The organism is Vibrio sp. TMPB1044 (assembly GCF_030442075.1).
Taxonomy (GTDB): Bacteria; Pseudomonadota; Gammaproteobacteria; order Enterobacterales; family Vibrionaceae; genus Vibrio; species Vibrio satsumensis.
On the sequence record NZ_JAUJED010000044.1, the window covers coordinates 99,804 to 125,478 of the forward strand.

Below are 25,675 nucleotides of genomic sequence, written 5' to 3' on the forward strand. Positions count from 1 at the left end.
GGCCACACATTTCAGCAATGGGATGTGTGGCTTTTTATTGGGTGATTGTTTTTGACGTTGACGGTTAGGGTTTTAAGTGTTTGTTATTTATTGGTTTATCTACTAAGGCACAACCCTTAGACAAACAAAAAGGGCCAACTCTTTCGAGTTGGCCCTTTCCAAACGTTTGGTGGAGCTGGCGGGAGTTGAACCCGCGTCCAAAAATCATTCATCATTGGTACTACATGCTTAGTCGATCTTTAATTTCACCAGCAACCTGCGAACCGACACGCTAGTTAAAGGCTAACCTGAATTATAATTCGCGCTTTTCCTCTCAGGTGGGAGAAGCCACGCTAGCTAGTTTGGGTTTGATCTCTTATTGGTCCCCGTCTTACGAGCGGAAGCTAGGGTAAGAGAGCTCTGAGCAGGTTATTAAGCTGCTAGTGCGTAGTTTTCGTCGTTTGCGACTATTTTTTTGCGGCTTTTAACGTGGCCAACCGCCCCACGGCATGCACCTCAGACTTCAAAATTCCTGTCGAATCCTAAATCAGCCCCAAGTGTTATTTGCATAGTACCAGAAAAGCTTACCCTGTCTAGCACTGTGCGTTTAAGTGCTTAAAATTAACGCAAATTACTCTTCATAATTCGTGCTTTATCTCTCGCCCAATCTTTTTCTTTCATATCAGTACGTTTATCGTGCAGCTTTTTACCTTTCGCTACGCCAACTTTAATCTTCGCCCAAGAGCGAGACCAGTAAAGTGCGGTTGCGACAAGTGTCATGCCTTCACGGTTAATACGACCGATAAGGTTGTCGAGTTCTTTTCTCGACATCAGGAGTTTACGGATACGTGTTGGGTTCGCCACGATATGAGTACTCGCTTGAGTAAGCGGAGTAATCGTCATACCACTGATGAATGCTTCGCCATCTCGGATGTAAACGTAGCTTTCTGCGATATTGGTTTTGCCTTCACGTAGGGATTTTACTTCCCAGCCTTGTAGCTCAAGCCCCGCTTCTATCTCATCATCGATGAAATATTCGTGGCGAGCTTTCTTATTAAGCGCAATGGTATTGCTACCGGCTTTTGATTTTGATTTATTCTTTGCCATAATGGCCTCATTATACGGATTGCACCCTAGTTGGGGAATCCTTTTTATTTGCGCTCTGGCCCAATACAATTAAAATTGCAGTTTGTGTTAATGTAACGCTGTCTTTAACAGGAGTCTATATGCCAAAGGTTACTCGTTCAGCATTAGTGTCGTTTAGTGCCGACCAGATGTTCAGCTTGGTCAATGATGTTGCTCGTTATCACGAGTTTTTGCCAGGGTGTTCTGGTTCACGTGTGATCGAATCTTCAGATTCAACTATGGTAGCTTCGGTTGATGTCTCTAAAGCGGGTATCAGCAAAACATTTACCACATCGAATCGCTTAGCGGATGGTGCTGAGATTTTGATGGAGCTGGTGGACGGCCCGTTCAAAAAGCTGCAGGGTGGTTGGTACTTTACTCCGCTCGACGAGCAAGCTTGTAAGGTTGAACTTAAGCTAGAGTTTGAGTTCTCTAGCCGAATGATTGAAATGGCATTTGGTAAGATTTTCAATGAGCTGACGAGCAATATGGTCAGTGCTTTTACTCAACGCGCGAAACAGGTCTACTAAGCCATGACTATTGAATCGGATATGATCCACGTAGAGGTTGTCTTTGCACTTCCTCAAGAACAGCGTGTGTTTACTTTGGTAGTGAACAAGCACGCGACCGTTGAAGAGATCATTGCGCAGTCTGGCGTTTTGGAATTGTACCCAGAGATCGACTTAGCGAAAAATAAGGTTGGTGTATTCAGCCGCAACGTTAAGCTAGATGCGACGGTTCGTGATAAAGACCGTATCGAAATCTACCGTGCATTGTTGGCCGATCCAAAAGAGATTCGTCGTAAGCGTGCTGAACAAGCGAAAGTGGCCGCAGCTAAATCGTAACGCAAAACAAATTTAACTAAGAAGAGAGCTCGCTATATTGGCGAGCTTTTTTGTGGCTGTTAGTTAGACACAGCAGCTAATTTGTAGCAGATATTAAAAAACCTGCTCATGAGCAGGCTTTTGCGATTCTTGCTTTGTTGACTGATCGCGTTGTCTACGGGTAGCTTTATCAGCTAAGAGCTTTGTTGGCTGAAAGCTAGCGAAGGCTTTCGAAGAACTCATCACTGGCTTCAAAATCACCATTGATCGTTACTAGAGTGCCTGTGGCATCAAAGTTCACGACAAGGTTTTTCTGAATAGGGTCGTTGTGCCCTTTTTGATGGTGGTAAATGTAATACCACGTATCTGGGTAGCCATTTTCGATAAGCATAGGTGAGCCCATAACGTAACGAACTTGTGTTTTTGTCATGCCAAACTTGAGCTGGTCGACAGCTTCTTGTTCAACATAGTTACCCTGATTGATGTCAATTCGATAAACCAACTTCTCTAATAGAGAGCAACCGGTCAACATTGTTAGTGCAAGTGGAACTGCAACTAACCACTTTTTAATTCGCATAGTTTGAGATCTTTCTTCGCTAAAATACTGCCTGATAATAAACAAGCTCCAGCAAGAAGTAAAAAGCTCCTTGCGCTTTGAGCTTGTTATGACTGGCAATTTTGAATTAAGTTGCAAAATTGCCAAGATTTTTCGGTAAATTATCAGAAAGTTGCTGAATATGTAACCTAAGCTGCGATTAATAACTCTTTTGCGTTGGCAAGCGTCGATTCGGTAATTTGGCTGCCACCAAGCAGTCGAGCAAGCTCTGAAATGCGCTGTTGTTGATCCAAGGTGTGCATTTGAGTCTCAGTTTTACCTGATTTAGTGTTCTTAGCTACGAACAGTTGTTGGTGCCCGCAACCTGCCACTTGAGGTAAGTGCGTCACACACATCACCTGCGTAGATTCGCCCAGCTTACGTAGCATTTTTCCGACAACAGCCGCTGTTGGACCACTGATACCCACATCGACTTCATCGAAAATCAGGCTTGGTGTATCTACTTTTTGCGCTGTGATTACCTGAATCGCCAATGAGATTCGTGATAACTCGCCACCAGAAGCTACTTTAGCAATGGGCTGCATTGGCTGGCCTGGGTTGGTCGAAACAATGAAGGTCACGTTATCCATACCCAATGGAGAAGGGTGGGTGTTGGTGTTGTTCACTTCAATGGCAAACTGTGCTTTTTCCATGCTCAGTTCGTGCATGCTTTGCGTGATCAGTTTGTTTAGTTCTTTTGCGTAACGAGTTCGAGATTTATGAAGCTTCTCTGATTTAGCAACGAATGATTGGTATTGGTTTTCTACCTCGTTTGCCAATTCTTCCAACTTTTCATCAGAGCAATCAAGCGCTTCAACTTGTTGTAGTAAGTCTTGATGATGCTTATAAAGCTCTTCAGGCAACACGTGGTGTTTACGAGACATCGACATCACTTTTGAGAAACGTTCTTCAACATAAGCCATACGACCGGGATCGACATCAATGCTGTCTAGGTATGTTCTTAACTCGTTGTTGGTTTCTTCAATCTGAATAATCGCTTCAGAGAGTAAATTCGGTAATTCAGCCAACCTTTCATCGAGCTCAGCTAACTGAATTAAGGAGTTATTGGCCGATTGCAGAATACCAAGCGCATTAACTTCTTCGCCTTCATAAATAAGCTCGATAGCTTGCTGACAGGTTGTGGCCAGTTCTCCGCTATTGGAGAGGCGCTTATGCTCTTGTTCGAGGTCTTCATATTCTTCCTCCCCAATAGACAGCTCATTTAACTCTTTGATTTGGTATTCAAGAAGTTGTTTTTGAGCTTGGTTTTGCTGGCTATTTTCACGTAACTCTTTTAAGTGATTATCCGCTTGTCGCCATGCTTGGTAAGCGTTACGTGTCGACTTCAATAGGTTCAAGTGGCCTGCGTATTGATCAAGCATGGCCATTTGGTAGTCGCTCTTCATTAACTGATGATGAGCATGTTGACCATGAATGTTGATCAGCAGTTGGCCAAGTGATTTCAATTGCGAAAGAGGAACCGGGCTGCCGTTGATGAATGCGCGAGAGCGACCTTCTTTAGAGATAGTTCTGCGTAAGATGCACTCACTGCCATCAAGTAGTTCGTTGTCTTCTAACCAGCGGGTAGCGTGCAGATTGTTCTCAAGTAAAAAAGCGGCACTGACTTCGGTTTTTTCTTCACCCTGTCTAACCATTCCTGCATCTGATCGTCCTCCAAGACATAAGCCTAAAGCGTCGATAGCGATAGATTTACCTGCACCAGTTTCCCCGGTGATTGTTGTCATGCCTTTAGAGAGTTCTAGCTGTAAAGACTTAACAATAGCGAAATTATTAACACTTAAATGAGCCAGCATTTTTATTTACCTGTATAACTGAACAATACTGTATATAAGCTCAGTATATACTGTTTCTTTATACAGTAAAGTCGACAGGTGAAAATTTTTTGCGATAGCTCTCAGAATTGAACTTGTCTGTAGATCACTGAAAGCAATATAGATTCCCAACTCACTCGTTCCTCCCTCTTGGGAATGACTGTGTGATGGGTTGGCGTGAAGATATAGATGGTGGCTTTTAATCGGTAATAAAAAAGGCTGACGAATGTCGTCAGCCTTTCAAAATTATTCACTATTTACTTAAAACAGCTTACTCGACCAGCCTAGCTTGTTACGTAGGACATGGTAGTAATTGTAGTCTTTAGGGTGGATCAGCTTGAGCACATTTGGGCTTTGGTAAATGTGAATCTCATCGCCAGGAGAAACAGGCAGCGAGATTTGACCATCACAGCTCACTTCCTGAGTTCCGCGGTTATCAGGCGATACGATAAGCTTGATACGACGCTTGCCATCCACCACAAGTGGGCGACTTGAAAGGGTGTGCGGGAACATTGGTACTAGTGAGATAGCATTTAGGCTTGATGACAGGATAGGGCCGCCGCCAGAAAGCGAGTAGGCGGTAGAACCTGTCGGTGTTGAGACGATCAAGCCATCAGAACGCTGTGAGAAGGCGAAGCTGTCATCGATATATACTTCGAACTCGATCATGTGAGCAACTTGGCCGGGGTGAAGTACCGCTTCGTTGAGTGCCGCATTATGGCTTTTTATTTGGCCGTGACGGTGAATTTCTGTTTCAAGCAGGAAGCGTTCTTCTTCCATGAACTCGCCTTTGAGAACATCAGTAAGCGCACTCTGGAAATTTTCAGGGTTGAGGTCGGTAAGGAAACCAAGATTACCTCGGTTAACCCCAATCACTGAAATGTCGAAACGTGACAATATTCTAGCGGCACCGAGCATATTTCCGTCGCCACCGACCACAATGGCGAGATCGGCGCGCTTACCTAATTCAATCAGGCTAGAAAAATGTTCTTTTGGGATGTCGTCTAAAATAGTGGCGAGTCTGTCATCAACAAACACTTGATAACCCTCAGCACTTAACCACTGATAGAGCTCTCTATGAGTCTGAATTGCTTGCTGATCTCGAGGTTTACCGATAATGGCGATGACTTCAAATGGCTTTTTCATAACGTTTCCAAACGAATTAGGCTTGAATCAAAATTCTTCATCCCCATAATAAAGGCAAGTTGAACGTCTATGCGAGTGTTTTATATCAATTTGGGGCGCAAACACGCCTGTCACTTGCATTGAAAACGAATTCTGGAGATATCATGAGCAACGAAGAAAACAAAGTAACCGAAGAAGAGCTAGATCAGATCATCGCTGAAGCTGAGAAAGTTGAAGAAGCTGAGCTGAATGAAGACGCTGCTGATGAGCAGGAAGCAAAAATCGCTCAACTGGAAGCTGCACTGCTTTCTAGCGAATCTAAAGTGAAAGAGCAGCAAGATTCTGTTCTTCGCGCTAAAGCTGAAGTTGAAAACATGCGTCGCCGTAGCGAACAAGAAATTGATAAAGCGCGTAAATTCGCTTTGAACAAGTTTGCTGAAGGTCTGCTTCCTGTAATCGACAACCTAGAGCGTGCAATGCAAGCGGCAGACGCTGAAAACGAAGTGGTTAAGCCACTGTTTGAAGGTGTTGAACTAACGCACAAGACGTTCGTAGACACAGTTGCTAAGTTTGGTCTTAAAGAGATCAACCCTGAAGGTGAAGCGTTCAACCCTGAATTCCACCAAGCAATGTCTATCCAAGAAAGCCCAGATCACGAATCAAACACGGTTATGTTTGTAATGCAAAAAGGCTATGAACTAAACGGCCGTGTGGTTCGCCCAGCGATGGTTATGGTTGCTAAGTAATTACTTATTACGTTGCCAGCTGATTGATTAGCGCATTGACTGAGTAAGTCGTGGCGGCAAAATAAATCACTGGTTTACGTGAAATGAAAAGAGAGGCATATGCCTCTCTTTTTTTATGTCTATAGCTTGAGAGTCCACGTAAATAAGCATCAAAACCGTATTGAGAATGTCGTTCTTTTTATTTCATTTAGATCAGCGATTTAGAGTTTTGTGTTATGAAACTTGTTGTGAATGAGTAAATGTTTTGATGTCACATTTGTGATGTTTTTGTAAATAAACACTTTTAATTGTTATCTTTGTATGTAAAATCCACTGCCATATAGCGATTTTGATCGCATATATAACTATAAAAGTACAAATTTCAAACACAACAAACTGGAGAAGAACGATGGATAAATCGCTCTCAAGTAAAATTTTTGTAGGCTTGTTTGCTGGTCTACTTATTGGTACTGCTATTCAGTACCTATTCAGCGGTATTGCTATTTTTGATACGTATCTACTTGGTGCTGCAGAAGGTGCTGGTGGTATGTTCGTATCACTTATCAAGTTACTTGTAGTTCCTCTTGTATACGTATCTATTGTTTGCGGTATTGTTGAGCTAAAAGATATTCGTTCATTTGGTCGTCTTGGTGGTAAAACCTTTGGTCTTTACATTATTAACACCATCATCGCGATCTCAGCAGCGCTAACGATTGGTCTTATTTTCCAACCAGGTGCCGGTGCGAATCTAGCGGGTACGGTTTCTGAGACAATTGCGCTTACAACAACTGAAACACCAGACATCTTCTCTCTTGTTGTTAACATCGTTCCTAGTAACCCTGTAGAAGCGTTCGCAAGCGGCGACATGCTGCAAATCATCTTCATGGCAATTTTGACAGGTCTTGCTATTCAAGCGCTTGATTCTCGTGGTGGCCCAGCTATCAAGACATTCAAGATGGCTAACGAAATCATGATGAAGCTTATCGGCCTAGTAATGAGCTTGGCGCCTTACGGTGTATTTGCTCTGATGATTCAACTGGGCGCAACACTGGATGCAGACACGCTAATGTCAGTTGCTGGCTATGTGGCGCTTGTGGTTGCAATGCTAGTGTTCTGGATTTTCTTCTTCTACCCAATGATGGTTGGTTCATTCACTGGTATTTCTCCAAAGCAGTTCCTACGTGCAACGCGTGAGCAAGTTCTATTCTCACTATCTACAGCAAGTTCGAATGCAACAATCCCAGTAACTATGCGTACTCTTACTGACAAACTAAACGTATCTAAGTCAGTAGCAGGTTTCGGTGTACCACTAGGTGCAACAATGAACATGTCTGGTGTATCTATCTACATCGCACTGGCAACTATGTTCGTAGCAAACGCATTTGGTCAGCCAATCAACACTGCTGATATCTTCACTCTAGGTCTAACTATCCTGCTTCTTTCTATCGGTGCTGGTGGTGTTCCAGGTGGCGGTGTAGTAATGGTAGGTGTTCTATTGCACCAACTAGGTCTACCACCAGAAGGTCTAGCGATTGTTGCTGCTGTTGACCGTATCTGTGACATGTTCTGTACTTCTTCAAACGTAGTAGGTGATACAGCGGTGAACACTATCGTTGCTAAATCTGAAAACGAAATTGGCGTTGAAGCTAATGAAGAAGCTGAGCTACAGAAAGCAGAAGCTTAATTCAGAGACTCTTTCCGCTATAGATTTAATCTGAGCTGAAACCCTGAGTAGATAAACGGAGCCCAAGTGGCTCCGTTTTTTATTGGGTGAGAAGGTCACTTTATCTACTTTTACTCAACAAACGATAGTGCGGCCTTAATTGTTGTGTGTGGGAGCCTCTTTGAGAGCCCGTTTACAGAAACAAGACTTTGCTACAAGAAAGGATAGTCGAGGGTGAATAAACCCAGTTATGGGACTTATATAGGCGGTAATGATATGTATTCGTGCCTAATCATTCCTTTTATTAAAATAAATGTAAAAAAATCCATTTTCACCCTTGAAAAGGCTTCGTGAGCCCTTATCTATGGTGCATACGAAAGCAAATTACATTTGCACTTAAATTTTGTGTATTAGGGTTGAATCCCTGATTACCGCCCCCCACATATGTGGGTATAGCAAAAAACTAATATAGATTATATTTCGGAGATAGCCTGATGGGTCGAATCATTGGTATTGATTTAGGTACTACTAACTCTTGTGTTGCTGTTTTAGACGGCGACAAACCACGCGTACTAGAAAATGCTGAAGGCGAACGCACAACAGCATCGGTAATCGCATACACTGACGGCGAGACGCTAGTTGGTCAACCTGCGAAACGTCAAGCAGTTACTAACCCTCAAAACACGCTATACGCAATTAAGCGTCTAATCGGTCGTCGTTTTGAAGATGAAGAAGTTCAACGCGATATCGAAATCATGCCTTTTAACATTGTTAAAGCTGATAACGGTGATGCATGGGTTGAAGCGCAAGGCCAAAAAATGGCTGCTCCTCAAGTATCTGCTGAAGTTCTTAAGAAAATGAAGAAAACAGCTGAAGACTTCCTAGGCGAAGAAGTAACTGGCGCAGTTGTTACTGTTCCTGCTTACTTCAACGATGCTCAACGTCAAGCAACTAAAGATGCTGGCCGTATCGCTGGTCTAGATGTTAAACGTATCATCAACGAACCAACTGCTGCTGCTCTAGCTTACGGCCTAGACAAGCAAGGTGGTGATCGCACTATCGCTGTATACGATCTTGGTGGTGGTACATTCGATATCTCTATCATCGAAATCGATGAAGTAGAAGGCGAGAAAACTTTCGAAGTTCTTTCAACTAACGGTGACACTCACCTTGGTGGTGAAGATTTCGATAACCGCATGATCAACTACCTAGTAGATGAGTTCAAGAAAGAGCAAGGTATCGACCTTAAAGCTGATCCACTAGCAATGCAGCGTGTTAAAGAAGCAGCAGAAAAAGCGAAAATCGAGCTTTCTTCTACTACTCAAACTGACGTAAACCTACCTTACGTTACTGCTGATGCGACTGGTCCTAAGCACATGAACATCAAAGTGACTCGTGCGAAGCTTGAGTCTCTAGTTGAAGACCTAGTTCAACGTTCTCTTGAGCCACTAAAAGTAGCTCTAGCAGATGCTGACCTATCTGTAGGCGAAATCACTGACGTTATCCTAGTTGGTGGTCAAACTCGTATGCCTATGGTTCAAGCTAAAGTAACTGAATTCTTCGGTAAAGAGCCACGTAAAGACGTGAACCCTGACGAAGCTGTTGCAATGGGTGCTGCTGTTCAAGGTGGTGTACTAGCTGGTGACGTTAAAGACGTTCTACTACTAGACGTTACTCCTCTATCTTTCGGTATCGAAACGATGGGCGGCGTGATGACTAAGCTTATCGAGAAAAACACAACTATCCCTACTAAAGCGGATCAAGTGTTCTCTACAGCTGAAGACAACCAAAACGCAGTAACTATCCACGTTCTTCAAGGTGAGCGTAAGCAAGCGACTTACAACAAGTCTCTTGGTCAGTTCAACCTAGAAGGTATCCAACCAGCACCACGTGGCATGCCACAAATCGAAGTAACATTCGACCTAGATGCTGATGGTATCCTGAACGTATCTGCTAAAGATAAAGCAACAGGTAAAGAGCAGAAGATCACTATCCAAGCATCAGGCGGCCTGTCTGAGGAAGAGATCGAAGCAATGGTACAAGAAGCAGAAGCTAACAAAGAAGCGGACAAAAAGTTCGAAGAGCTAGTAACTGCACGTAACCAAGCTGACCAAATGATTCACGGCACTAAGAAGCAAGTAGAAGAAGCTGGTGAAGCTCTACCTGCAGACGAGAAAGCTAAAATCGAAGCAGCTATCACGGCACTAGAAGAAGTTAAGTCTGGTAACGACAAAGAAGCTATCGACGCTAAAGTTCAAGAACTTATGCAAGCAGCTCAGAAGCTAATGGAAATTGCTCAACAGAAAGCTCAAGCTGAACAAGCTGGTGCTGACGCTGGTGAACAACCTAAGCAAGACGACGATGTGGTAGACGCAGAGTTTGAAGAAGTTAAAGACGACAAAAAATAATTTCGTCGCAGAGTAGCCTGATTTCGTTGTCGGAAGTGCTCACCTACTAGCGTAGGCTCCGCGCTTCCTCCTAGAACTCAAGCTATCTGCTTAGAAATTTGTCTCGAAGACTTATTAATACGGGCGTCAGAGGTAACTCTCACGCCCGTAAATTTGTATTTAGACTTGTCGATCTAGATAATAGCTTTATTCGGCATTTCAGCCGGCAGAACTTTTATCTAGATTGATACACAGACTACTGAAGTGATCATTCGGTAGTAGCAATTATTTTGGTGACCTAGAACATGTCAAAACGTGATTTTTACGAAGTATTAGGCGTAAGCCGCGATGCATCAGAGCGCGATATTAAAAAAGCGTACAAACGCTTAGCGATGAAATTCCACCCGGACCGTAACCAGGGTGACGAGACCGCAGCAGATAAGTTTAAAGAAGTAAAAGTAGCGTACGAGATCCTAACTGACTCTCAAAAGAAAGCAGCTTACGACCAATACGGTCACGCAGCCTTTGAACAAGGTGGCATGGGCGGCGGTGGTGGTTTCGGCGGCGGTGGCCAAGGTGACTTCGGCGATATCTTCGGTGACGTATTTGGCGATATCTTCGGCGGCGGTCGTCGTGGTGGCGGTCAACAGCGCGCACAACGCGGTTCAGATCTACGTTACAACATGGAGCTTTCTCTAGAAGAAGCGGTTCGTGGTGTTTCTAAAGAAATCGAAGTACCAACTCTTGTCGAGTGTGATACTTGTGACGGTAGCGGCGCGAAAGCGGGCTCTTCTGCACAAACATGTGGCACTTGTCATGGCCACGGCCAAGTACAAATGCGCCAAGGTTTCTTTGCGGTTCAACAGACTTGTCCTACTTGTAATGGTAAAGGCAAGATCATCAAAGACCCATGTAACTCATGTCATGGTCAAGGTCGCAAACAGAAGACGAAAACACTTAACGTTAAGATCCCTGCTGGTGTTGATACTGGCGATCGTATTCGTCTATCTGGCGAAGGCGAAGCGGGAGAGCAAGGCGCTCCAGCTGGCGACCTGTACGTACAAGTACACGTAAAAGAACACAACATCTTTGAGCGTGACGGCAACAACCTTTACTGTGAGGTTCCAGTAAGCTTCTCAATGGCTGCTTTAGGCGGTGAAGTTGAAGTTCCAACACTGGATGGTCGTGTAAACCTTAAAGTGCCAGAAGAAACACAAACGGGCCGTATGTTCCGTATGCGTGGCAAAGGCGTGAAAGGCGTTCGTGGCGGCGGTGTGGGTGACCTAATCGTTAAGCTAGTGGTTGAGACTCCAGTTAAGCTAAGCTCTCGCCAAAAAGAACTACTGCGTGAATTCGAAGAAACATGTTGTGGCGAAGCGGCAAGTAAGCATAAGCCAAAATCTGAAGGTTTCTTTAGCGGCGTTAAAAACTTCTTCGATGACCTAACTAAGTAATCAATTCATTGATGTATTAGGTTATTGATACTTTAGGTTGTTGATAATATTAGAAAAGCCTGCTCATGTAGCAGGCTTTTTTGTGTCTGTAGGTTAGAGAAAAGAAGCTCATAGAGGAAAGAATTGAGGTTGCACAGATAAATTCTAGAGCCCTTTGGTGGTTGCTCTTGTTACTTCCAACACGCTTCTGGCTCTGAAACGCCAGAATGGTGTAGCTCCAAAATATCGGTCGTCGAATCTAAGCAATCATCGTTTGTTTGTGGTGAGAGTGGTTCAGCTTGAATTGAATAGGTGGAGCTACTCGCAGATATCGCTAGCGTGTACCGGCTAGTATCGGTATCACAAAACAAGCATGTCCCTCCTGAAATTATACTCTCTGCTGCCGATGCATAGTTCCCCGTGTACAAGGTCTCCATCTCCAGTTGCATCTTGGTCATATCGGCCATTGCTGTGACTCGATGCGCTTTGATGACATGGTTTGTATAACTTGGGTAAGCAATTGCACCGAGTATCCCCACGATAGCGACAGCGAGCAATAACTCGATCAATGTCATCCCTCTCATGCTTAAGTTGTTGCTGTTGCATATATTTTTTCGAATCATCGCGAGTAGTTTCCTTTCATAGCTCAGCCCATTCTTCTCCGGTGGTAGCATCGCTGCAAGATTAAATGCGGTTACGCATTGAGTTACATAGGAATTTGGGAAATGACTCGCGGGTTTACTTTGTTAGAGCTGTTAATAACGGTATCGGTACTGTCGATACTGATAGCGACGGCTGCCCCGAGTTTTAGTTCGGTTACTGAAACCGTCAAGATGCAGCGACTCGCCGGAGAGTTGAATGGTTTTCTCATTCAGGCCAAGTCTGAATCGGTCAAAAGGAATCAAGATCTGTGGGTACATTTCTCTATGGATAAAAATGAGGTGCAATCAACCGGAGAGTGGACTGTAAGGTTAAAGCCTACTGAAGACCTTTCTGGTGAAACGTTACTGATGTTGTCGGGTAAACCATTTCGAGATTTATCGTTTTCCCATAACTACACCGGCGCAAGAATCAGCTTTGAGAGTGTTAGAGGAAGGCCTTCCAGGGGGACAATTTATCTATTCCCTAATGGTACTTCCACTGATCGACTTTTGATCAAGCTATCTAGCCCGCCAGGACGAATTAAAGTATGCGGCGAGTCGAGCGCTCAGTATGGCTATTATGCGTGTTAAGCCGATAGTGGCAGCGCCTAACAAGCAACGAGGAACATCACTGATTGAATTGATGGTGGCCTCTGTGATTGGTGTGTTCGCGATTTCTATTATTGGCAGTGTGTTTATTACGGGGCAGAGAATCGCCAAAGATAAAGGCATCGAGCTATTACTGCTACAAAATCTAACCAGCACCATGCAGGTGATGAAAGAGGATATCCAACGAGCAGGCTACGATGGTTCAAACGGCGATTCCATAAAGCTATCCGGTGCGAGTAATGCTATCCAAGTGAGTGGCGCTATTGCGGTTGGTTTTGTTTACTTCCGAGAGGGCTCAAGCGCAAGTAAAGAACATCGAAATATCGTTTACAGAAAAAATGGAACCAAACTGCAAATATGTGAGAAGGGCACCACTGTATCGGAGGCAATTCCTACATTTCATGAGGTTACTGGATGTTACTCACTGTTCGATGACAACCTCATTGATGTTGATGAGTTCAGCATTAATTCCCAAGTATTGGAGCAGAATTCTATCAAGAGCACGCTCACTGATATCAGTATTACAGCGTCAATCCCAACCGCAGGTGTTTCCAAATCTGTTTCGGTTTCCGTTAAGCAGAGGAACTGGCAATGATGATATTTAGAAAGCAGCGTGGTGTGGTGACGTTATTGATTACGTCAGTGCTTTTAATTGGTGCTTTAGTGGTGACATTAGGCACGTATCGCAGTGTATTCCATCAAATTAAAGTCGCACAGAATGAAGTGCAGGGCAGACAAGAACACTGGCGATCGGAAGGAGGCTTAGAGTGTACCTACTCCTACTTACTTGAATTAGACAAGACAATTGCTGATATCAAAGACGCGAGTACTCGTCCTGCAGATTTTTCTGATTGGTGTTCTCCTTACGAAAATAAACCGCAGATCGAAATCTCGGATAGTGCAATTTCTAGCGCTTACATCGTAGCGTCATCCTCAAACGTACAGTCACTTTTTAAGACAATAAGAGAAAGATCTCAGCTCGGTAGTGGGGCGATTCAGTCTACTGGTCCTATCGAACTTATTGGAACTTTGAGCCTGAAGCCGACAGCCAAAGAAGACCCTTTAAGTGGCAATGAATATGAGTGTGTCAGTGTCTCTTTTGCTGATCTGTTCACCTATCAATATAACGAAACCCATAGTAATTCAGGACAGGCATTAGGGTTAGAGGTACTCGATCCTATTGCTGATGGTCCATTTTCTGGCTTCGATGGCATTTGCCATAGCGACTATAAAACAGCGATCCCTAAAGGCGTTTCTGGTAGCTCTTATTCGATCTATGCCCCTGATTATTATCAAGGAACCAATCCAGCGCCTTTTAAGAAGGACTTTAATCCGGATCCGAATATGAATCCCTTTTACACCTTTTTTGGTGTTGCTAAAACCGAGCAAAATATTGTCGACCTGTCACAAGATACGGATTTGTTTAAGCATGTTCAGCTATTGAATGCGACTGAGTGCGGCACTGAGATTATGGAGCACTTTACGGTAGGGCAAACCAAGGGGCTGTGGGTTGAAGGCAACTGCCATATTAATGCTGCGGTTGCGGCCACAATCAATCCATCACAGCTGTTGGTTGTGCAAGATGGTGTGTTGGCACTAAATGGAGCCATGGCTTACAACGGAGTGATTTATCATTTGGTCGATTATCAAAAGAGCCATGTAAAAACGCGTGTCGATGACTTTTGGAAGAACCTTTTGCCGAATAACGTATTTGCGCCTTTTATTAAAGACATAGATAACGCCAGTGTCGTCAAAAAAAGTGTCGGGATTCAGTTTGCATCTGGTTTGCCTTCTGGTGGCCTTATTTTTGATTCACCTGCAGGTGTGACGACCATTGTTGGTGACATGGACTTAGATTTTCGTGCGGATTCTAATCCGATTGATCTGCCTTCAACTTATCAGTGGAAGCGAGGATCATGGAATGATTTCTAAGAACTCAGGTTTTAGCTTGATAGAGGTTCTTATCTCTTTTCTGTTGATTGGCGTTGCCTCGTTAGGTCTGGTTAAATTGCAGGTCTACGCTGAACAAAAATCGGATTTTGCGCTCCACAGCGTAGAGGCGCTGCATTTTGCTGAAAGGCAGATGGAGTATTATCGAACTCGGGTATCTAATGCAAGTGGGGCGGTAGGTTTAATTCCTTTTTCGGAACTAAATCAGGCGAGTCACTGTCTCAATAGAGGCAGTTCAGATCCTTTATCCGGTTTGTCGGGTTCTGCCTATGCCATGACCTGTGAAGTGACTAATGCAGGCGGTGCTTTGTCCGATGCGTTAAAAAATATTACTGTCACAATTGCATGGCGAGATCGTATGAACCATGCGCAAAGTATTTACCTCGAAACTATGCTCTCCAAATACAGTGAGTTTGATTGACCTTCAAGCAAACGTTTACTGCATGCCAAGGCTAATGCCACTTCTTTTACTGATAATTTTCACTCCTCGGACATTGTTTGCGTGCTAGTTAAAACTCTGTATATGGAATGGTGTTTTTTGTGTTTTTATATTGTTGTGGTTGTATGGTATTTTTGCAAAATATGTCTCCATTTATGGAAAATTAGGTGGAATCTTGTGCTTTTTAACAACGACTTTAATAGAATATGTGCTGCACCAATAGGCCGTGGTCAAAACTTATATTAGGCCTAAACAAAACAACATCACATATGGAGTTACAATGAGTAACCAAGCCGTAAAAAAAGCACCATCGACTGAGAAGATCAGTGGTATGGACCGCTTTCTAAACTTCATTGAACGCGCCGGCAACAAAATTCCAGATCCAGCAATTCTGTTCTTCTGGGCTCTAGTTATTGTATGGGTAGCATCTGCACTTTTATCGAATCTTTCATTCGACTTAATCAACCCTCAAACGGGTGCTGCTCTTGAAGTAAACAACCTACTAACTGGTGAAGCACTTGCTAGCTTCCTAGCGAATATGGTTACCACGTTCACAGGCTTCGCACCTCTAGGTATCGTACTTGTTGCTATGCTAGGTGTAGGCGTTGCTGACTCTTCAGGCTTCATTACGACTGGCCTTAAGAAGATGCTTAACTTCACGCCAGCTAAGCTACTAACGCCAATGCTAATCCTTGTTGCTATCGTGTCTCACACAGCAGCAGATGCAGGTTACGTTCTAGTCATCCCTCTTGGCGGTATCATCTTCCACGCTGCGGGTCGTCACCCTCTAGCGGGTATTGCAGCAGCGTTTGCTGGTGTATCAGGTGGTTTCTCTGCGAACTTCATCCCTTCAGGTATTGACCCGTTACTAGCTGGTTTCACTCAAACAGCGGCAAACGTTCTTGACCCTGAATACGTGATTAACCCTCTAGCGAACATCTTCTTTACTGGCCTATCTTCAGTTCTTATTGTTGCTATCGGTTGGTACGTAACTGAGAAAATTATCGAGCCTCGTCTTGCTAATACGCCAGTTGATGAAGATGCAGAAGCGGCACCTGATCTTGGTACGTTCACTGCAATCGAATCTAAAGCATTCCGTTACGCTGGTTGGGCAATGGTTGCGGGTATTGGTCTGCTTATCGCGGCTCTAGTTCCTGAAAACTCAGCGCTTCGTTCACCTGAAGGTGAGCTAACAGCGTTCTCTGCTCCAGTTATGAAGTCTATCGTTCCTCTGATCTTCATCCTGTTCATCATTCCAGGTATCGTCTACGGCCGTGTAGCAGGTACTTTCAAGAACAGCAATGACGTAATCAAAGCAATGTCAGAGACAATGGCTACGATGGGCGCATACATTGTAATGTCGTTCTTCTGTGCACAGTTCCTATCTGCATTCGGTCAATCAAACATCGGTACAATGCTTGCGCTTTACGGTGCTGAAGGTCTGAAAGCGATGGACCTTCCTGGTGAAGCAACGGTTGTTGGTATGATTCTACTAACGGCTTCAGTTAACCTGCTTGTAGGTTCGGCTTCGGCTAAGTGGGCGCTTATCGGTCCAATCCTAGTTCCAATGCTAATGGTTGTGGGTATCTCTCCTGAGCTATCTCAAGCGGCTTACCGTGTAGGTGACTCAGTGTCTAACATCATCTCTCCACTAATGGTGTTCTTCCCACTGGTTGTTGTTTACTGTCAGCGCTACGTTAAGTCGACAGGTATCGGTACTCTAGCTTCTCTAATGATGCCATTCTCGATTGCCATGCTAATCGGTTGGTCTTTGTTCTTGCTAGCTTACTGGGCTCTTGGTATCCCACTAGGTATCCAAGCACCTTATACTTACACTATGTAAGATTGAACTAAGCGATATTAAGCTTTATTCATTGCTAAGCCCGCACCGAAATGTGCGGGCTTTTTTTTCGCTATCTTTTTCTATTTTTTTATATCCAAGACTTTTTATATCAAAAACTTTTTATATTCAAAATAAACGCACTCAGCTTATAATCCGGATTACGGCTAATTGTTGGCCGGTAAATTTAGGAAATCCAAGCCACATGAAAATTCTGCTTTTAGTAGGGTTAATTGTTTTAAATGGTCTGTTTGCCATGTCAGAGATTGCATTGGTAGCAGCAAAAAATAGTCGGCTGAAACGCTTAGCCGAAAAACACCGTTCCGCTCAGATTGCTCTTGAGCTCAAAGAAAACCCAACCCGCTTCCTCTCGACTATTCAAATCGGTATCACAGTAATTGGCCTGCTCAGCGGTATTGTGGGTGAGGCAACGCTATCGGCTCCCCTGGCCGTTCAACTTGAACTATGGGGACTCGATCCAACACAAGCGAATATCTTGTCTACTGCGGTTGTGGTGGTCGGTATTACTTATTTCGCCATCGTTGTCGGTGAGTTGGTACCAAAGCGTTTTGCTCAATCTCAAGCTGAAAACATTGCTGTGTTAGTCGCGCTGCCAATCTTCTGGTTATCTAAAATCGCGACGCCGTTTGTGTTTGCGCTGTCGGCTTCTACGGAAGGCATTCTCAAGTTGATGGGGCGAGGTGGTGACGAAGATAGCGTAACTGAAGATGATATCCATGCACTTGTGAAAGAGGGTTCTGAATCGGGTGTGATTGAACGCGGCGAACAAGAGATGATTCGTAATATCTTGCAGCTTGATGATCGCCTTGTGAGCTCTTTAATGACTCCGCGTCGAGACATCGACTTTTTGGATGTCGACCAACCAGTAGAGCAAATCTTAAAGAAACTACGTTCATCAAAGCACAGTGTGTTTCCATTGTGCCAAGATCACCTCAATAAAGTGGTGGGTACGGTGTCAGCCAAAGCCTTGCTGAATCAGGCAGGCAATCTAAGCATTCAAGTGATCATGGGGCTGTCTCGCTCACCGATCTATGTTCCAGAATCGATGAAAGCTCTGCGTTTACTTGGCTACTTTAAAGAGTCGGGTACTGAGATGGCATTCATTGTCGACGAGTATGGCGATGTTCAAGGTCTTGTGACTCATTACGATATTCTTGAGGCGATTGCTGGCGAACTATCGAATAACCCGAACGATCTTTGGACTGAGCAAGTGGAAGACGGTTTGCTGGTGGATGGATTGATTCCGATCAGTGAACTGAAAAACCGTTTAGAGCTGTCGGATTCTGAGGGTGAAAGCGAGAGCTTCCAAACGTTGAATGGCCTTGTGACTTGGCTAATAGGACGATTACCTGATGCAGGCGAGGTTGTTCAATACCAACAGTGGCAGTTTGAAATTATCTCTGTTGAGAACAATCGCATTGTGAGCATCAAAGCGACGCCAATAGCCGATAGCATAGAAGACGTTAATAGCTAACAGTTCGACCAACTAGCAAGCGGCAATCGTTCATTGTCTCTTGTTGTCTATTATCTCTTTATTGTTCATTATCACGAAGATTAGGTATGCTTCACCGCATACCTAATTTCGTTTTAATCCTTTGTTTTCTGGAGTTCCCTTTGTCAGACCATCAATTCACCCCTCAAGATGAAATCTTCATGCGACGCGCCATCGAGGTAGCTAAGCAAGCAGAGAGTGAGGGAGAGGTTCCTGTGGGTGCTATATTAGTGAAAGATGGGAAGATTATCTCTGAAGGGTGGAACCGTTCGATTGGCAGCCACGATGCAACGGCACACGCAGAAATTGAAACTTTGCGTAAAGCTGGTCAAACCTTAGAAAACTATCGGCTGCTTGATACCACTTTATACGTCACGCTCGAGCCTTGCCCAATGTGTGCTGGTGCCTTGTTACACAGCCGAGTAAAGCGCATTGTGTTTGGCGCTCCAGACTTAAAAGCGGGCGCTGCAGGTACAGTGTTGAATTTGTTTGAAAGTCAGGCCTCATACCACTATGCCGACGTTGAACATGGCTTGTTAGAGGAAGAGTGCCGTGAGCAATTGCAATCGTTTTTCAAGCGTCGTAGAAAAGAGATAAAAGAGAAGCGCAAGCAAGAACGTCTGCTGGAAGAGCAGCGTGTAGAAGCAGATATGAAGGCTGGTAACAAGAAGTAGCAGCGAGCTATCGGCACTCTCAATCGCACGAGTGCCAAGCAAACTGACTTGGTAATTACATTTACTCAGCAATCATCTGCATGAAAGCGCGATTGCGCCAAATGATCTTCTTCTTATTATTTGAAAGCATACGCTTACGACGGTTTGCAGCAACGGTCTTATCAAGGCGTTTCGATTTCAGTTTCTTCATCATTTCAATGATTTCCTATGTGTCGTCTGACTTTTTAGTTTGGACTAACGATTTAATTATAGTGTTATTCGTTTGTTTGGCCTGTCGCACACTTGGCTTACTTAGAATAGCTGTTCTAAGTAAGCCAGCATCGCAGTGCAGCAGAGCATAATCTTGATTGTGGTGTGCCGTTATAAGGTTCGATTGTTACTGCAATATGACACTCGAGATCTCACCATTATTTTCCTGCTTGCGTCCCTTATCCCGTAGCGACGAAAGAAGAGTCGAAAAAAGTAATAAAAAAGAGCAATGCTAGATGGCATTGCTCTTTTGGTTTTACTGCGAAGGCTCAGAACTGCTTACTGTCGATTGAGCTGCGCTGATACTTGATTCAGCACCTGAGGTTTCTAAAGGTGGGATCACCACCAAACCTTCAAGGCTTGCTTCTTGTTCTTTATTACGCTGATTTACATGGCCAATAATGCTCTGGTAATAGCGGCGAATGTTCTCAACGTAATTCCTTGCTTCATCACCACGCGCATAGCCGTATCGAGTTTGGCTGTAGTACTTCTTCTGTCTCAACAGAGGAAGTCGATCTTTTACATCACCCCAAGCGTCAGGGTTGCCGCCTTGTGCTTTGGTTAAGCGGCGAGCATCCATCATGTGACCGTAACCTACGTTATATGACGCGAGGGCAAACCAGATCTTTTCATGTTGAGTAATAGAGTCTGGAACTCGGTTAACGATACGGCGCAGGTACTCGACACCGCCTTGTACTGACTGTTTCGGGTCAAGACGATTGGTAACACCTACGCTCTTCGCGGTTGGCAGCGTCAACATCATCATGCCTCGAACACCAGTAGGAGAACGCGCGACTGGGTTCCAGTGTGACTCTTGGTATGCCAAAGCAGCAATCAAGCGCCAATCAAATTCTTGCGAGTATTGCTGAAATAGTGGTGACCATTTAGGTAGCTTGCTATCCAATGCGCGGATAAAGGCACGAGTATCAACGTAGTCAAAGGTACCAATGTGGCCGATGTATTTCTCTTCCAGTGAAGCCAGTTCACCAGACTGTTTAAGGTTACCGAAGAACTCAATCAGCAATGCATACAGACTCTCATCTTCTGAACGCTCTAAGTACCAAGAGATAGGTTGGTCTTCTGTTAGTTCAAAAGCCAAAGCTACATCAGGGTATAAACGCTGCGCCAACGAGAGCTCAATGGAGTCTGCAACGGTAAACAGTCGCTCTCCGGTTGATACTTCTTTTAGCAGGTCATTGATGTCCGCATTACCTACCGCATCGTAGATAAAGTCATCGTGTATGTTCTGAAGCTGTTTTAGTGTTGGTTCAAAGTGTGAGTCTTTCACCACAACTAAAGATGGCGTCAGTGTTTCATTTGATGCCGTTTCTTCTGATTCAGATTGTTCTTTTACAAATTCGGCCTGACGCTCGTTCTCAAACTTGATCAGTTGATCGAGGTTTCTTGGTCGCCATTGACCTTTCTTGTACACGACTTGTTGGCTTACATAGTAATAAGCAGGTGCGGCGCGATAAGCGCGTGTCAGGTTGTTATTTTGCGTTAAGCCAGTCGCGATAAGATCGATCTCACCTTTCTGCAGTGCAGGGAACAAGCCAGACAAACGGTAAGCGGGTTTAACCTCAAGCTTTACACCAAGCTCCTGCGCAAACTCACGAGCTAATTCGTAATCTAAGCCGGCTGGGCCATCAGGACCGATGTAATAAGAGAGTTGGTTATTTAGGGTGCCGACACGAAGAACGCCACGATCTCGTATCTGCTCAAGGACACTTTTAGGTTCAGATTCAATCTGACATCCAGCCAACCCAAATAGGGCGATGGTGAGCAGAAGGAACTTAGACGAAAAGATGAGCGTAAATTTAGGCATCAAAATGAAATCTCGAAAAGTGGAAGCCCCTTTATACCAAACCCCGCAAGGCTGGCAAAGCAGGTTTAATTAAACAGTTGTAAAAGTGGTGATAAATGCAGCAAAAGTACCATTTACGGAGAAAGATAAAAAAAATCACGCAAACGGTTGCTTTTGGTGTTACGTCACAAAAAGAAATGCTTTATAATGCGCTCGCATTGAAGAGGTGGAATCGGCATAGGTTTGGCAACCTTCGGGAATAGCTTCGAAGAAAACAGTTAGGTTGTTCCTATAAGCCACTGAATTTATTCCAATACTACCTTAATCAACTGCATAAGAGACGTAAGCACATGAGAATTTTGCGTGGCTCCCCAGCTCTATCTGAGTTTCGTGTTAACAAGCTTTTAGAGCTTTGTCGTGAATTAAGCTTACCTGTAACAGGTATTTACGCTGAGTTTGCCCACTTTGCTGATCTAACGGCAGACCTAGATGAGTCTGAAGTTGAGAAGCTAGAAAAGCTACTGACTTACGGTCCAACGATTGAAGAGCATGAACCTGAAGGTTTACTGCTGCTTGCAACGCCACGCCCGGGCACTATCTCGCCTTGGTCTTCAAAATCAACAGATATCGCACATAACTGTGGACTGGCTAAAGTGTCACGTCTAGAGCGCGGTACTGCTTTCTACATTGAAACCTCTGCTGAACTTTCTGAGCTTCAACTTGTTGAGCTGAAAGCAATCCTGCACGACCGTATGATGGAAGTCGTTTTCACTGACTTCGAATCAGCGGCGGCGCTTTTCACTGTTGCTGAGCCTGCTCCTTATGCGGAAGTTGACCTATTAGCTGGCGGACGTAAAGCGCTTGAAAAAGCAAACGTTACCCTAGGTCTTGCTCTTGCAGAAGATGAGATTGATTACCTTCTTGAAAGCTTCACTGAGAAGCTAGGTCGTAACCCGACTGACATCGAGCTAATGATGTTTGCACAAGCGAACTCAGAGCACTGTCGTCACAAGATCTTTAACGCTGACTGGACTATCGACGGCGTTAAGCAAGAAAAATCACTGTTTAAAATGATCAAAAATACGTTTGAAGTTACTCCTGATAACGTACTTTCTGCATATAAAGATAACGCAGCAGTTATGACTGGCTCTGAAGTCGGTCGTTTCTTCCCAGATCCAGAAACTCGTCAGTACAACTACCACCAAGAGAAAACACACATCTTGATGAAAGTTGAAACGCACAACCACCCAACGGCAATCTCTCCATGGCCGGGCGCATCTACAGGTTCAGGCGGTGAAATCCGTGATGAAGGCGCAACAGGTATTGGTGGTAAACCAAAAGCTGGTCTTGTGGCGTTCTCTGTATCTAACCTTAAGATCCCGAACTTCGTTCAACCTTGGGAAACTGACTTTGGCAAGCCAAGCCGTATCGTTACTGCTTTGGATATCATGCTTGAAGGTCCTCTTGGTGGCGCGGCATTCAACAACGAATTTGGTCGTCCAAACCTACTAGGTTACTTCCGTACTTACGAAGAGAAAGTAAACTCTCACGCAGGTGAAGAAGTACGCGGTTACCACAAGCCGATCATGCTAGCTGGTGGCCTAGGTAACATCCGTGATGAGCACGTTCAGAAGAAAGAGATCCCAGTAGGTGCAAGCCTAATTGTTCTGGGTGGCCCTGCAATGAACATCGGCCTTGGTGGCGGTGCGGCATCTTCAATGGACTCTGGTTCTTCTTCTGAAGATCTTGATTTCGCTTCTGTTCAACGTGAAAACCCAGAGATGGAACGTCGTTGTCAGGAAGTGATCGACCGTTGTTGGCAGCTAGGTGATGCGAACCCAATCGCATTCATCCACGATGTGGGCGCGGGCGGTATCTCAAATGCACTTCCTGAGCTAGTAGACGATGGCGAGCGTGGCGGTATCTTCAACCTACGTGACGTGCCAAACGATGAGCCGGGCATGAGCCCACTTGAGATCTGGTGTAACGAATCTCAAGAGCGTTACGTAATGGCGGTTGCTGACAAAGACATGGCAACGTTCGACGCTATTTGTAAGCGTGAGCGTGCACCTTACGCTGTGGTTGGTAAAGCAACGGAAGAGCGTGAACTTAAACTAGAAGATTCACACTTCGACAACACGCCAATCGATATGCCGATGGACATCCTATTAGGTAAAACACCTAAGATGCACCGTGACGCGAAAACGCTAAAAGCGAACAACCCAGCGATTGACCGCTCTGGTATCGAAATGAACGAAGCGGTTGACCGTGTTCTTCGCCTACCAACTGTCGCAGAGAAAACATTCCTAATCACGATCGGTGACCGCTCGGTAACTGGCCTTGTTGCTCGTGACCAAATGGTTGGCCCATGGCAGGTTCCTGTTGCTAACTGTGCGGTAACGGCAGCAAGTTACGACTCTTACCACGGTGAAGCGATGTCTCTTGGTGAGCGTACGCCAGTAGCTCTACTAGACTTCGGCGCATCGGCTCGTCTAGCCGTTGGTGAAGCAATCACAAACATTGCAGCGACTAACATCGGCGATATCAAACACATTAAACTGTCGGCTAACTGGATGTCACCTGCGGGTCACCCAGGTGAAGATGCAGGTCTTTACGAAGCGGTGAAAGCAGTGGGTGAAGAACTATGTCCAGCACTGGGTCTAACTATCCCTGTGGGTAAAGACTCAATGTCGATGAAGACGAAGTGGGAAGAGAATGGCGAGCAGAAAGAAGTAACGTCTCCGCTATCTCTTGTTATCACTGCGTTTGCACGTGTTGAAGATGTTCGTAAGACGATTACGCCTCAACTGCGCACTGACAAAGGTGATACTTCACTAGTTCTTATCGACCTAGGTAATGGCAAAAACCGTTTAGGTGCAACGGCACTAGCACAGGTTTACAAGCAGCTTGGTGATAAGCCAGCTGACGTAGACAACGCAGCACAGCTAAAAGGTTTCTACGAAGGCGTTCAAGCTCTAGTTGCGAACGACCAAGTTGTGGCTTACCACGATAAAGGCGATGGTGGTCTGTTCGTAACACTGGCTGAGATGGCGTTCGCAGGTCACTGTGGTGTTAATGTAAACATCGAAGCGCTTTTATCTGCATCAGAGAACAGTGAAGACACACTAGCAGCACTATTCAATGAAGAGCTAGGTGCGGTAATCCAGGTTCGTAACGACGACCTAGACGCTGTTCTTTCTACTCTTGCAGCAAACGGTCTAGAAGCGTGTTCACACGTAATCGGCTCTGTTGAAGCATCTGATGAGCTAGTGATTAAGTCTGGCGAGTCTGTAGTAGTTGAACGTAACCGTACGGAGCTACGTACTATCTGGGCTGAAACCACGCACAAGATGCAAGGTCTACGTGATAACCCAATATGTGCTGACCAAGAGCACGAAGCGAAGAAAGACAATTCAGACCCTGGTCTGAACGTGAAACTAAGCTTTGACGTAAACGAAGATATCGCAGCACCGTTCATCAACACAGGTGCTAAACCTAAGATGGCAATTCTACGTGAGCAGGGTGTTAACTCTCACGTTGAAATGGCAGCAGCATTCGACCGTGCAGGCTTCGAAGCAACTGATATTCACATGAGCGACATCCTAACGGGTCAAACGGTACTCGAAGAGTACAACGGCCTTGTGGCTTGTGGTGGTTTCTCTTACGGTGATGTACTGGGCGCTGGTGAAGGTTGGGCTAAATCAGTTCTGTTTAACGATTCTACTCGTGACCAATTTGAAAACTTCTTCAAACGTGAAGATACTTTCTCTCTAGGTGTATGTAACGGTTGTCAGATGTTGTCTAACCTGCGTGAACTTATCCCTGGAGCTGAATACTGGCCACGTTTCGTTCGCAATGAGTCTGAGCGTTTTGAAGCACGTTTCAGCCTCGTTGAAGTTCAGAAGTCAGATTCTGTATTCTTCAACGGCATGGAAGGTTCTCGTATGCCAATCGCAGTTTCTCACGGTGAGGGCCGCGTAGAAGTGCGTGACAACGACCACCTAAACGCGATTGAGAACTCAGGTACGGTTGCACTACGTTACGTTGATAACAACGGTAACCAAACGCAGCAATACCCGAACAACCCGAATGGTTCGCCAAACGCTATCACTGGTTTAACGACTACAGACGGCCGTGTGACTATCATGATGCCGCACCCAGAGCGTGTATTCCGTACGGTTGCAAACTCTTGGTCTCCGGAAGGTTGGGGCGAGAATGGCGCTTGGATGCGTATGTTCCAAAACGCACGTAAGAATGTGGGTTAACCA

General features: G+C 44.9%; 21 protein-coding genes and 1 other RNA gene. 14 read left to right on the forward strand and 8 right to left on the reverse strand.

Features of this window, described 5'->3' with window-relative positions:
- Positions 1 to 167: 167 nt before the first annotated feature.
- Both ssrA and smpB read right to left on the reverse strand, forming a co-directional pair.
- Positions 168 to 534: a transfer-messenger RNA gene (gene ssrA, locus QQ041_RS21455) on the reverse strand.
- A 66-nt stretch (positions 535 to 600) separates the two neighbouring features.
- Positions 601 to 1,086, reverse strand: a complete 486-nt coding sequence (smpB, locus tag QQ041_RS21460) for an SsrA-binding protein SmpB (RefSeq protein WP_004735156.1) — start codon at positions 1,084 to 1,086, stop codon at positions 601 to 603.
- A gap of 119 nt (positions 1,087 to 1,205) precedes the next feature.
- On the opposite strand from smpB, the gene QQ041_RS21465 reads away from it, so the two are divergent.
- Together QQ041_RS21465 and QQ041_RS21470 are read left to right on the forward strand one after the other, a co-directional pair.
- Positions 1,206 to 1,634, forward strand: a complete 429-nt coding sequence (locus tag QQ041_RS21465) for an SRPBCC family protein (protein WP_017106599.1) — start codon at positions 1,206 to 1,208, stop codon at positions 1,632 to 1,634.
- Positions 1,635 to 1,637: 3 nt separating this feature from the next.
- The gene (locus tag QQ041_RS21470) at positions 1,638 to 1,949 is read left to right on the forward strand and encodes an RnfH family protein (RefSeq protein ID WP_285955011.1); all 312 of its coding nucleotides are present in this window, start codon (positions 1,638 to 1,640) and stop codon (positions 1,947 to 1,949) included.
- A gap of 196 nt (positions 1,950 to 2,145) precedes the next feature.
- Here the strand turns inward: QQ041_RS21470 and bamE are convergent, their stop codons facing one another.
- The 3 genes from bamE to nadK form a co-directional block, all read right to left on the reverse strand.
- Positions 2,146 to 2,505 (reverse strand): outer membrane protein assembly factor BamE, encoded by a 360-nt coding sequence (gene bamE / locus QQ041_RS21475; RefSeq protein WP_009848326.1) that lies wholly within the window; start codon positions 2,503 to 2,505, stop codon positions 2,146 to 2,148.
- A 167-nt stretch (positions 2,506 to 2,672) separates the two neighbouring features.
- Entirely contained in the window at positions 2,673 to 4,337 is a 1,665-nt protein-coding gene (gene recN / locus QQ041_RS21480; RefSeq protein WP_285955012.1) for a DNA repair protein RecN, read from the reverse strand.
- A gap of 279 nt (positions 4,338 to 4,616) precedes the next feature.
- A complete protein-coding gene (gene nadK, locus QQ041_RS21485; RefSeq protein ID WP_017066747.1) occupies positions 4,617 to 5,501 on the reverse strand; it encodes an NAD(+) kinase in 885 nt (294 codons plus the stop codon).
- A 143-nt stretch (positions 5,502 to 5,644) separates the two neighbouring features.
- Here nadK and grpE point away from each other — a divergent pair, with 143 nt between their 5' ends.
- From grpE to dnaJ, 4 genes are all read left to right on the forward strand, one after another.
- On the forward strand, positions 5,645 to 6,226 hold the full coding sequence (grpE, locus tag QQ041_RS21490; RefSeq protein ID WP_019823922.1) for a nucleotide exchange factor GrpE: 582 nt from the start codon (positions 5,645 to 5,647) through the stop codon (positions 6,224 to 6,226).
- Positions 6,227 to 6,614: 388 nt separating this feature from the next.
- Positions 6,615 to 7,889, forward strand: a complete 1,275-nt coding sequence (locus QQ041_RS21495) for a dicarboxylate/amino acid:cation symporter (protein ID WP_019823920.1) — start codon at positions 6,615 to 6,617, stop codon at positions 7,887 to 7,889.
- A gap of 473 nt (positions 7,890 to 8,362) precedes the next feature.
- On the forward strand, positions 8,363 to 10,276 hold the full coding sequence (dnaK, locus tag QQ041_RS21500; protein WP_019823919.1) for a molecular chaperone DnaK: 1,914 nt from the start codon (positions 8,363 to 8,365) through the stop codon (positions 10,274 to 10,276).
- A gap of 284 nt (positions 10,277 to 10,560) precedes the next feature.
- Entirely contained in the window at positions 10,561 to 11,709 is a 1,149-nt protein-coding gene (gene dnaJ, locus QQ041_RS21505) for a molecular chaperone DnaJ (protein WP_048608049.1), read from the forward strand.
- A 170-nt stretch (positions 11,710 to 11,879) separates the two neighbouring features.
- Here the strand turns inward: dnaJ and QQ041_RS21510 are convergent, their stop codons facing one another.
- Positions 11,880 to 12,311 (reverse strand): type IV pilin protein, encoded by a 432-nt coding sequence (locus QQ041_RS21510; protein WP_146491361.1) that lies wholly within the window; start codon positions 12,309 to 12,311, stop codon positions 11,880 to 11,882.
- Between the two features lie 102 nt (positions 12,312 to 12,413).
- On the opposite strand from QQ041_RS21510, the gene QQ041_RS21515 reads away from it, so the two are divergent.
- The 7 genes from QQ041_RS21515 to tadA all read left to right on the forward strand — a co-directional run bounded on the left by QQ041_RS21515 (position 12,414) and on the right by tadA (position 19,354).
- Positions 12,414 to 12,920 (forward strand): GspH/FimT family pseudopilin, encoded by a 507-nt coding sequence (locus QQ041_RS21515; protein ID WP_017067642.1) that lies wholly within the window; start codon positions 12,414 to 12,416, stop codon positions 12,918 to 12,920.
- Complete coding sequence (locus QQ041_RS21520; RefSeq protein WP_285955013.1) at positions 12,901 to 13,533, forward strand: PilW family protein; 633 nt, start codon at positions 12,901 to 12,903, stop codon at positions 13,531 to 13,533. Before QQ041_RS21515 ends, QQ041_RS21520 begins: the two co-directional genes overlap by 20 nt.
- Complete coding sequence (locus QQ041_RS21525; RefSeq protein ID WP_285955014.1) at positions 13,530 to 14,870, forward strand: hypothetical protein; 1,341 nt, start codon at positions 13,530 to 13,532, stop codon at positions 14,868 to 14,870. Before QQ041_RS21520 ends, QQ041_RS21525 begins: the two co-directional genes overlap by 4 nt.
- A complete protein-coding gene (locus QQ041_RS21530) occupies positions 14,860 to 15,309 on the forward strand; it encodes a prepilin-type N-terminal cleavage/methylation domain-containing protein (RefSeq protein ID WP_146491364.1) in 450 nt (149 codons plus the stop codon). The genes QQ041_RS21525 and QQ041_RS21530 overlap by 11 nt, the downstream gene beginning before the upstream one ends.
- Before the next feature lie 298 nt (positions 15,310 to 15,607).
- Complete coding sequence (locus tag QQ041_RS21535; RefSeq protein WP_060983336.1) at positions 15,608 to 17,170, forward strand: AbgT family transporter; 1,563 nt, start codon at positions 15,608 to 15,610, stop codon at positions 17,168 to 17,170.
- 202 nt (positions 17,171 to 17,372) lie between these two features.
- Positions 17,373 to 18,662 (forward strand): hemolysin family protein, encoded by a 1,290-nt coding sequence (locus QQ041_RS21540; protein ID WP_285955015.1) that lies wholly within the window; start codon positions 17,373 to 17,375, stop codon positions 18,660 to 18,662.
- An 86-nt stretch (positions 18,663 to 18,748) separates the two neighbouring features.
- Complete coding sequence (tadA, locus tag QQ041_RS21545) at positions 18,749 to 19,354, forward strand: tRNA adenosine(34) deaminase TadA (protein ID WP_146491365.1); 606 nt, start codon at positions 18,749 to 18,751, stop codon at positions 19,352 to 19,354.
- A 61-nt stretch (positions 19,355 to 19,415) separates the two neighbouring features.
- On the opposite strand, the gene QQ041_RS21550 is transcribed toward tadA, so the two are convergent.
- Positions 19,416 to 19,547, reverse strand: a complete 132-nt coding sequence (locus QQ041_RS21550) for a hypothetical protein (RefSeq protein ID WP_017059878.1) — start codon at positions 19,545 to 19,547, stop codon at positions 19,416 to 19,418.
- 312 nt (positions 19,548 to 19,859) lie between these two features.
- On the reverse strand, positions 19,860 to 21,428 hold the full coding sequence (mltF, locus tag QQ041_RS21555; RefSeq protein WP_285955016.1) for a membrane-bound lytic murein transglycosylase MltF: 1,569 nt from the start codon (positions 21,426 to 21,428) through the stop codon (positions 19,860 to 19,862).
- A 329-nt stretch (positions 21,429 to 21,757) separates the two neighbouring features.
- Between mltF and purL the strand changes: the two genes are divergently transcribed.
- The gene (gene purL / locus QQ041_RS21560) at positions 21,758 to 25,672 is read left to right on the forward strand and encodes a phosphoribosylformylglycinamidine synthase (protein ID WP_285955017.1); all 3,915 of its coding nucleotides are present in this window, start codon (positions 21,758 to 21,760) and stop codon (positions 25,670 to 25,672) included.
- The last annotated feature ends 3 nt before the right edge of the window (positions 25,673 to 25,675 follow it).

What these genes read in the sequence shown, in the direction of transcription:
- tadA (WP_146491365.1), top strand. Translation starts at nt 18,749, where the DNA reads ATGCTTCACCGCATACCTAATTTCGTTTTAATCCTTTGTTTTCTGGAG.
- QQ041_RS21465 (WP_017106599.1), top strand. Translation starts at nt 1,206, where the DNA reads ATGCCAAAGGTTACTCGTTCAGCATTAGTGTCGTTTAGTGCCGACCAG.
- grpE (WP_019823922.1), top strand. Translation starts at nt 5,645, where the DNA reads ATGAGCAACGAAGAAAACAAAGTAACCGAAGAAGAGCTAGATCAGATC.
- dnaK (WP_019823919.1), top strand. Translation starts at nt 8,363, where the DNA reads ATGGGTCGAATCATTGGTATTGATTTAGGTACTACTAACTCTTGTGTT.
- QQ041_RS21530 (WP_146491364.1), top strand. Translation starts at nt 14,860, where the DNA reads ATGATTTCTAAGAACTCAGGTTTTAGCTTGATAGAGGTTCTTATCTCT.
- QQ041_RS21470 (WP_285955011.1), top strand. Translation starts at nt 1,638, where the DNA reads ATGACTATTGAATCGGATATGATCCACGTAGAGGTTGTCTTTGCACTT.
- QQ041_RS21510 (WP_146491361.1), bottom strand. Translation starts at nt 12,311, where the DNA reads ATGATTCGAAAAAATATATGCAACAGCAACAACTTAAGCATGAGAGGG.
- recN (WP_285955012.1), bottom strand. Translation starts at nt 4,337, where the DNA reads ATGCTGGCTCATTTAAGTGTTAATAATTTCGCTATTGTTAAGTCTTTA.
- bamE (WP_009848326.1), bottom strand. Translation starts at nt 2,505, where the DNA reads ATGCGAATTAAAAAGTGGTTAGTTGCAGTTCCACTTGCACTAACAATG.
- smpB (WP_004735156.1), bottom strand. Translation starts at nt 1,086, where the DNA reads ATGGCAAAGAATAAATCAAAATCAAAAGCCGGTAGCAATACCATTGCG.
- QQ041_RS21495 (WP_019823920.1), top strand. Translation starts at nt 6,615, where the DNA reads ATGGATAAATCGCTCTCAAGTAAAATTTTTGTAGGCTTGTTTGCTGGT.
- QQ041_RS21540 (WP_285955015.1), top strand. Translation starts at nt 17,373, where the DNA reads ATGAAAATTCTGCTTTTAGTAGGGTTAATTGTTTTAAATGGTCTGTTT.
- QQ041_RS21520 (WP_285955013.1), top strand. Translation starts at nt 12,901, where the DNA reads ATGGCTATTATGCGTGTTAAGCCGATAGTGGCAGCGCCTAACAAGCAA.
- QQ041_RS21515 (WP_017067642.1), top strand. Translation starts at nt 12,414, where the DNA reads ATGACTCGCGGGTTTACTTTGTTAGAGCTGTTAATAACGGTATCGGTA.
- mltF (WP_285955016.1), bottom strand. Translation starts at nt 21,428, where the DNA reads ATGCCTAAATTTACGCTCATCTTTTCGTCTAAGTTCCTTCTGCTCACC.
- dnaJ (WP_048608049.1), top strand. Translation starts at nt 10,561, where the DNA reads ATGTCAAAACGTGATTTTTACGAAGTATTAGGCGTAAGCCGCGATGCA.
- purL (WP_285955017.1), top strand. Translation starts at nt 21,758, where the DNA reads ATGAGAATTTTGCGTGGCTCCCCAGCTCTATCTGAGTTTCGTGTTAAC.
- QQ041_RS21550 (WP_017059878.1), bottom strand. Translation starts at nt 19,547, where the DNA reads ATGATGAAGAAACTGAAATCGAAACGCCTTGATAAGACCGTTGCTGCA.
- QQ041_RS21535 (WP_060983336.1), top strand. Translation starts at nt 15,608, where the DNA reads ATGAGTAACCAAGCCGTAAAAAAAGCACCATCGACTGAGAAGATCAGT.
- nadK (WP_017066747.1), bottom strand. Translation starts at nt 5,501, where the DNA reads ATGAAAAAGCCATTTGAAGTCATCGCCATTATCGGTAAACCTCGAGAT.
- QQ041_RS21525 (WP_285955014.1), top strand. Translation starts at nt 13,530, where the DNA reads ATGATGATATTTAGAAAGCAGCGTGGTGTGGTGACGTTATTGATTACG.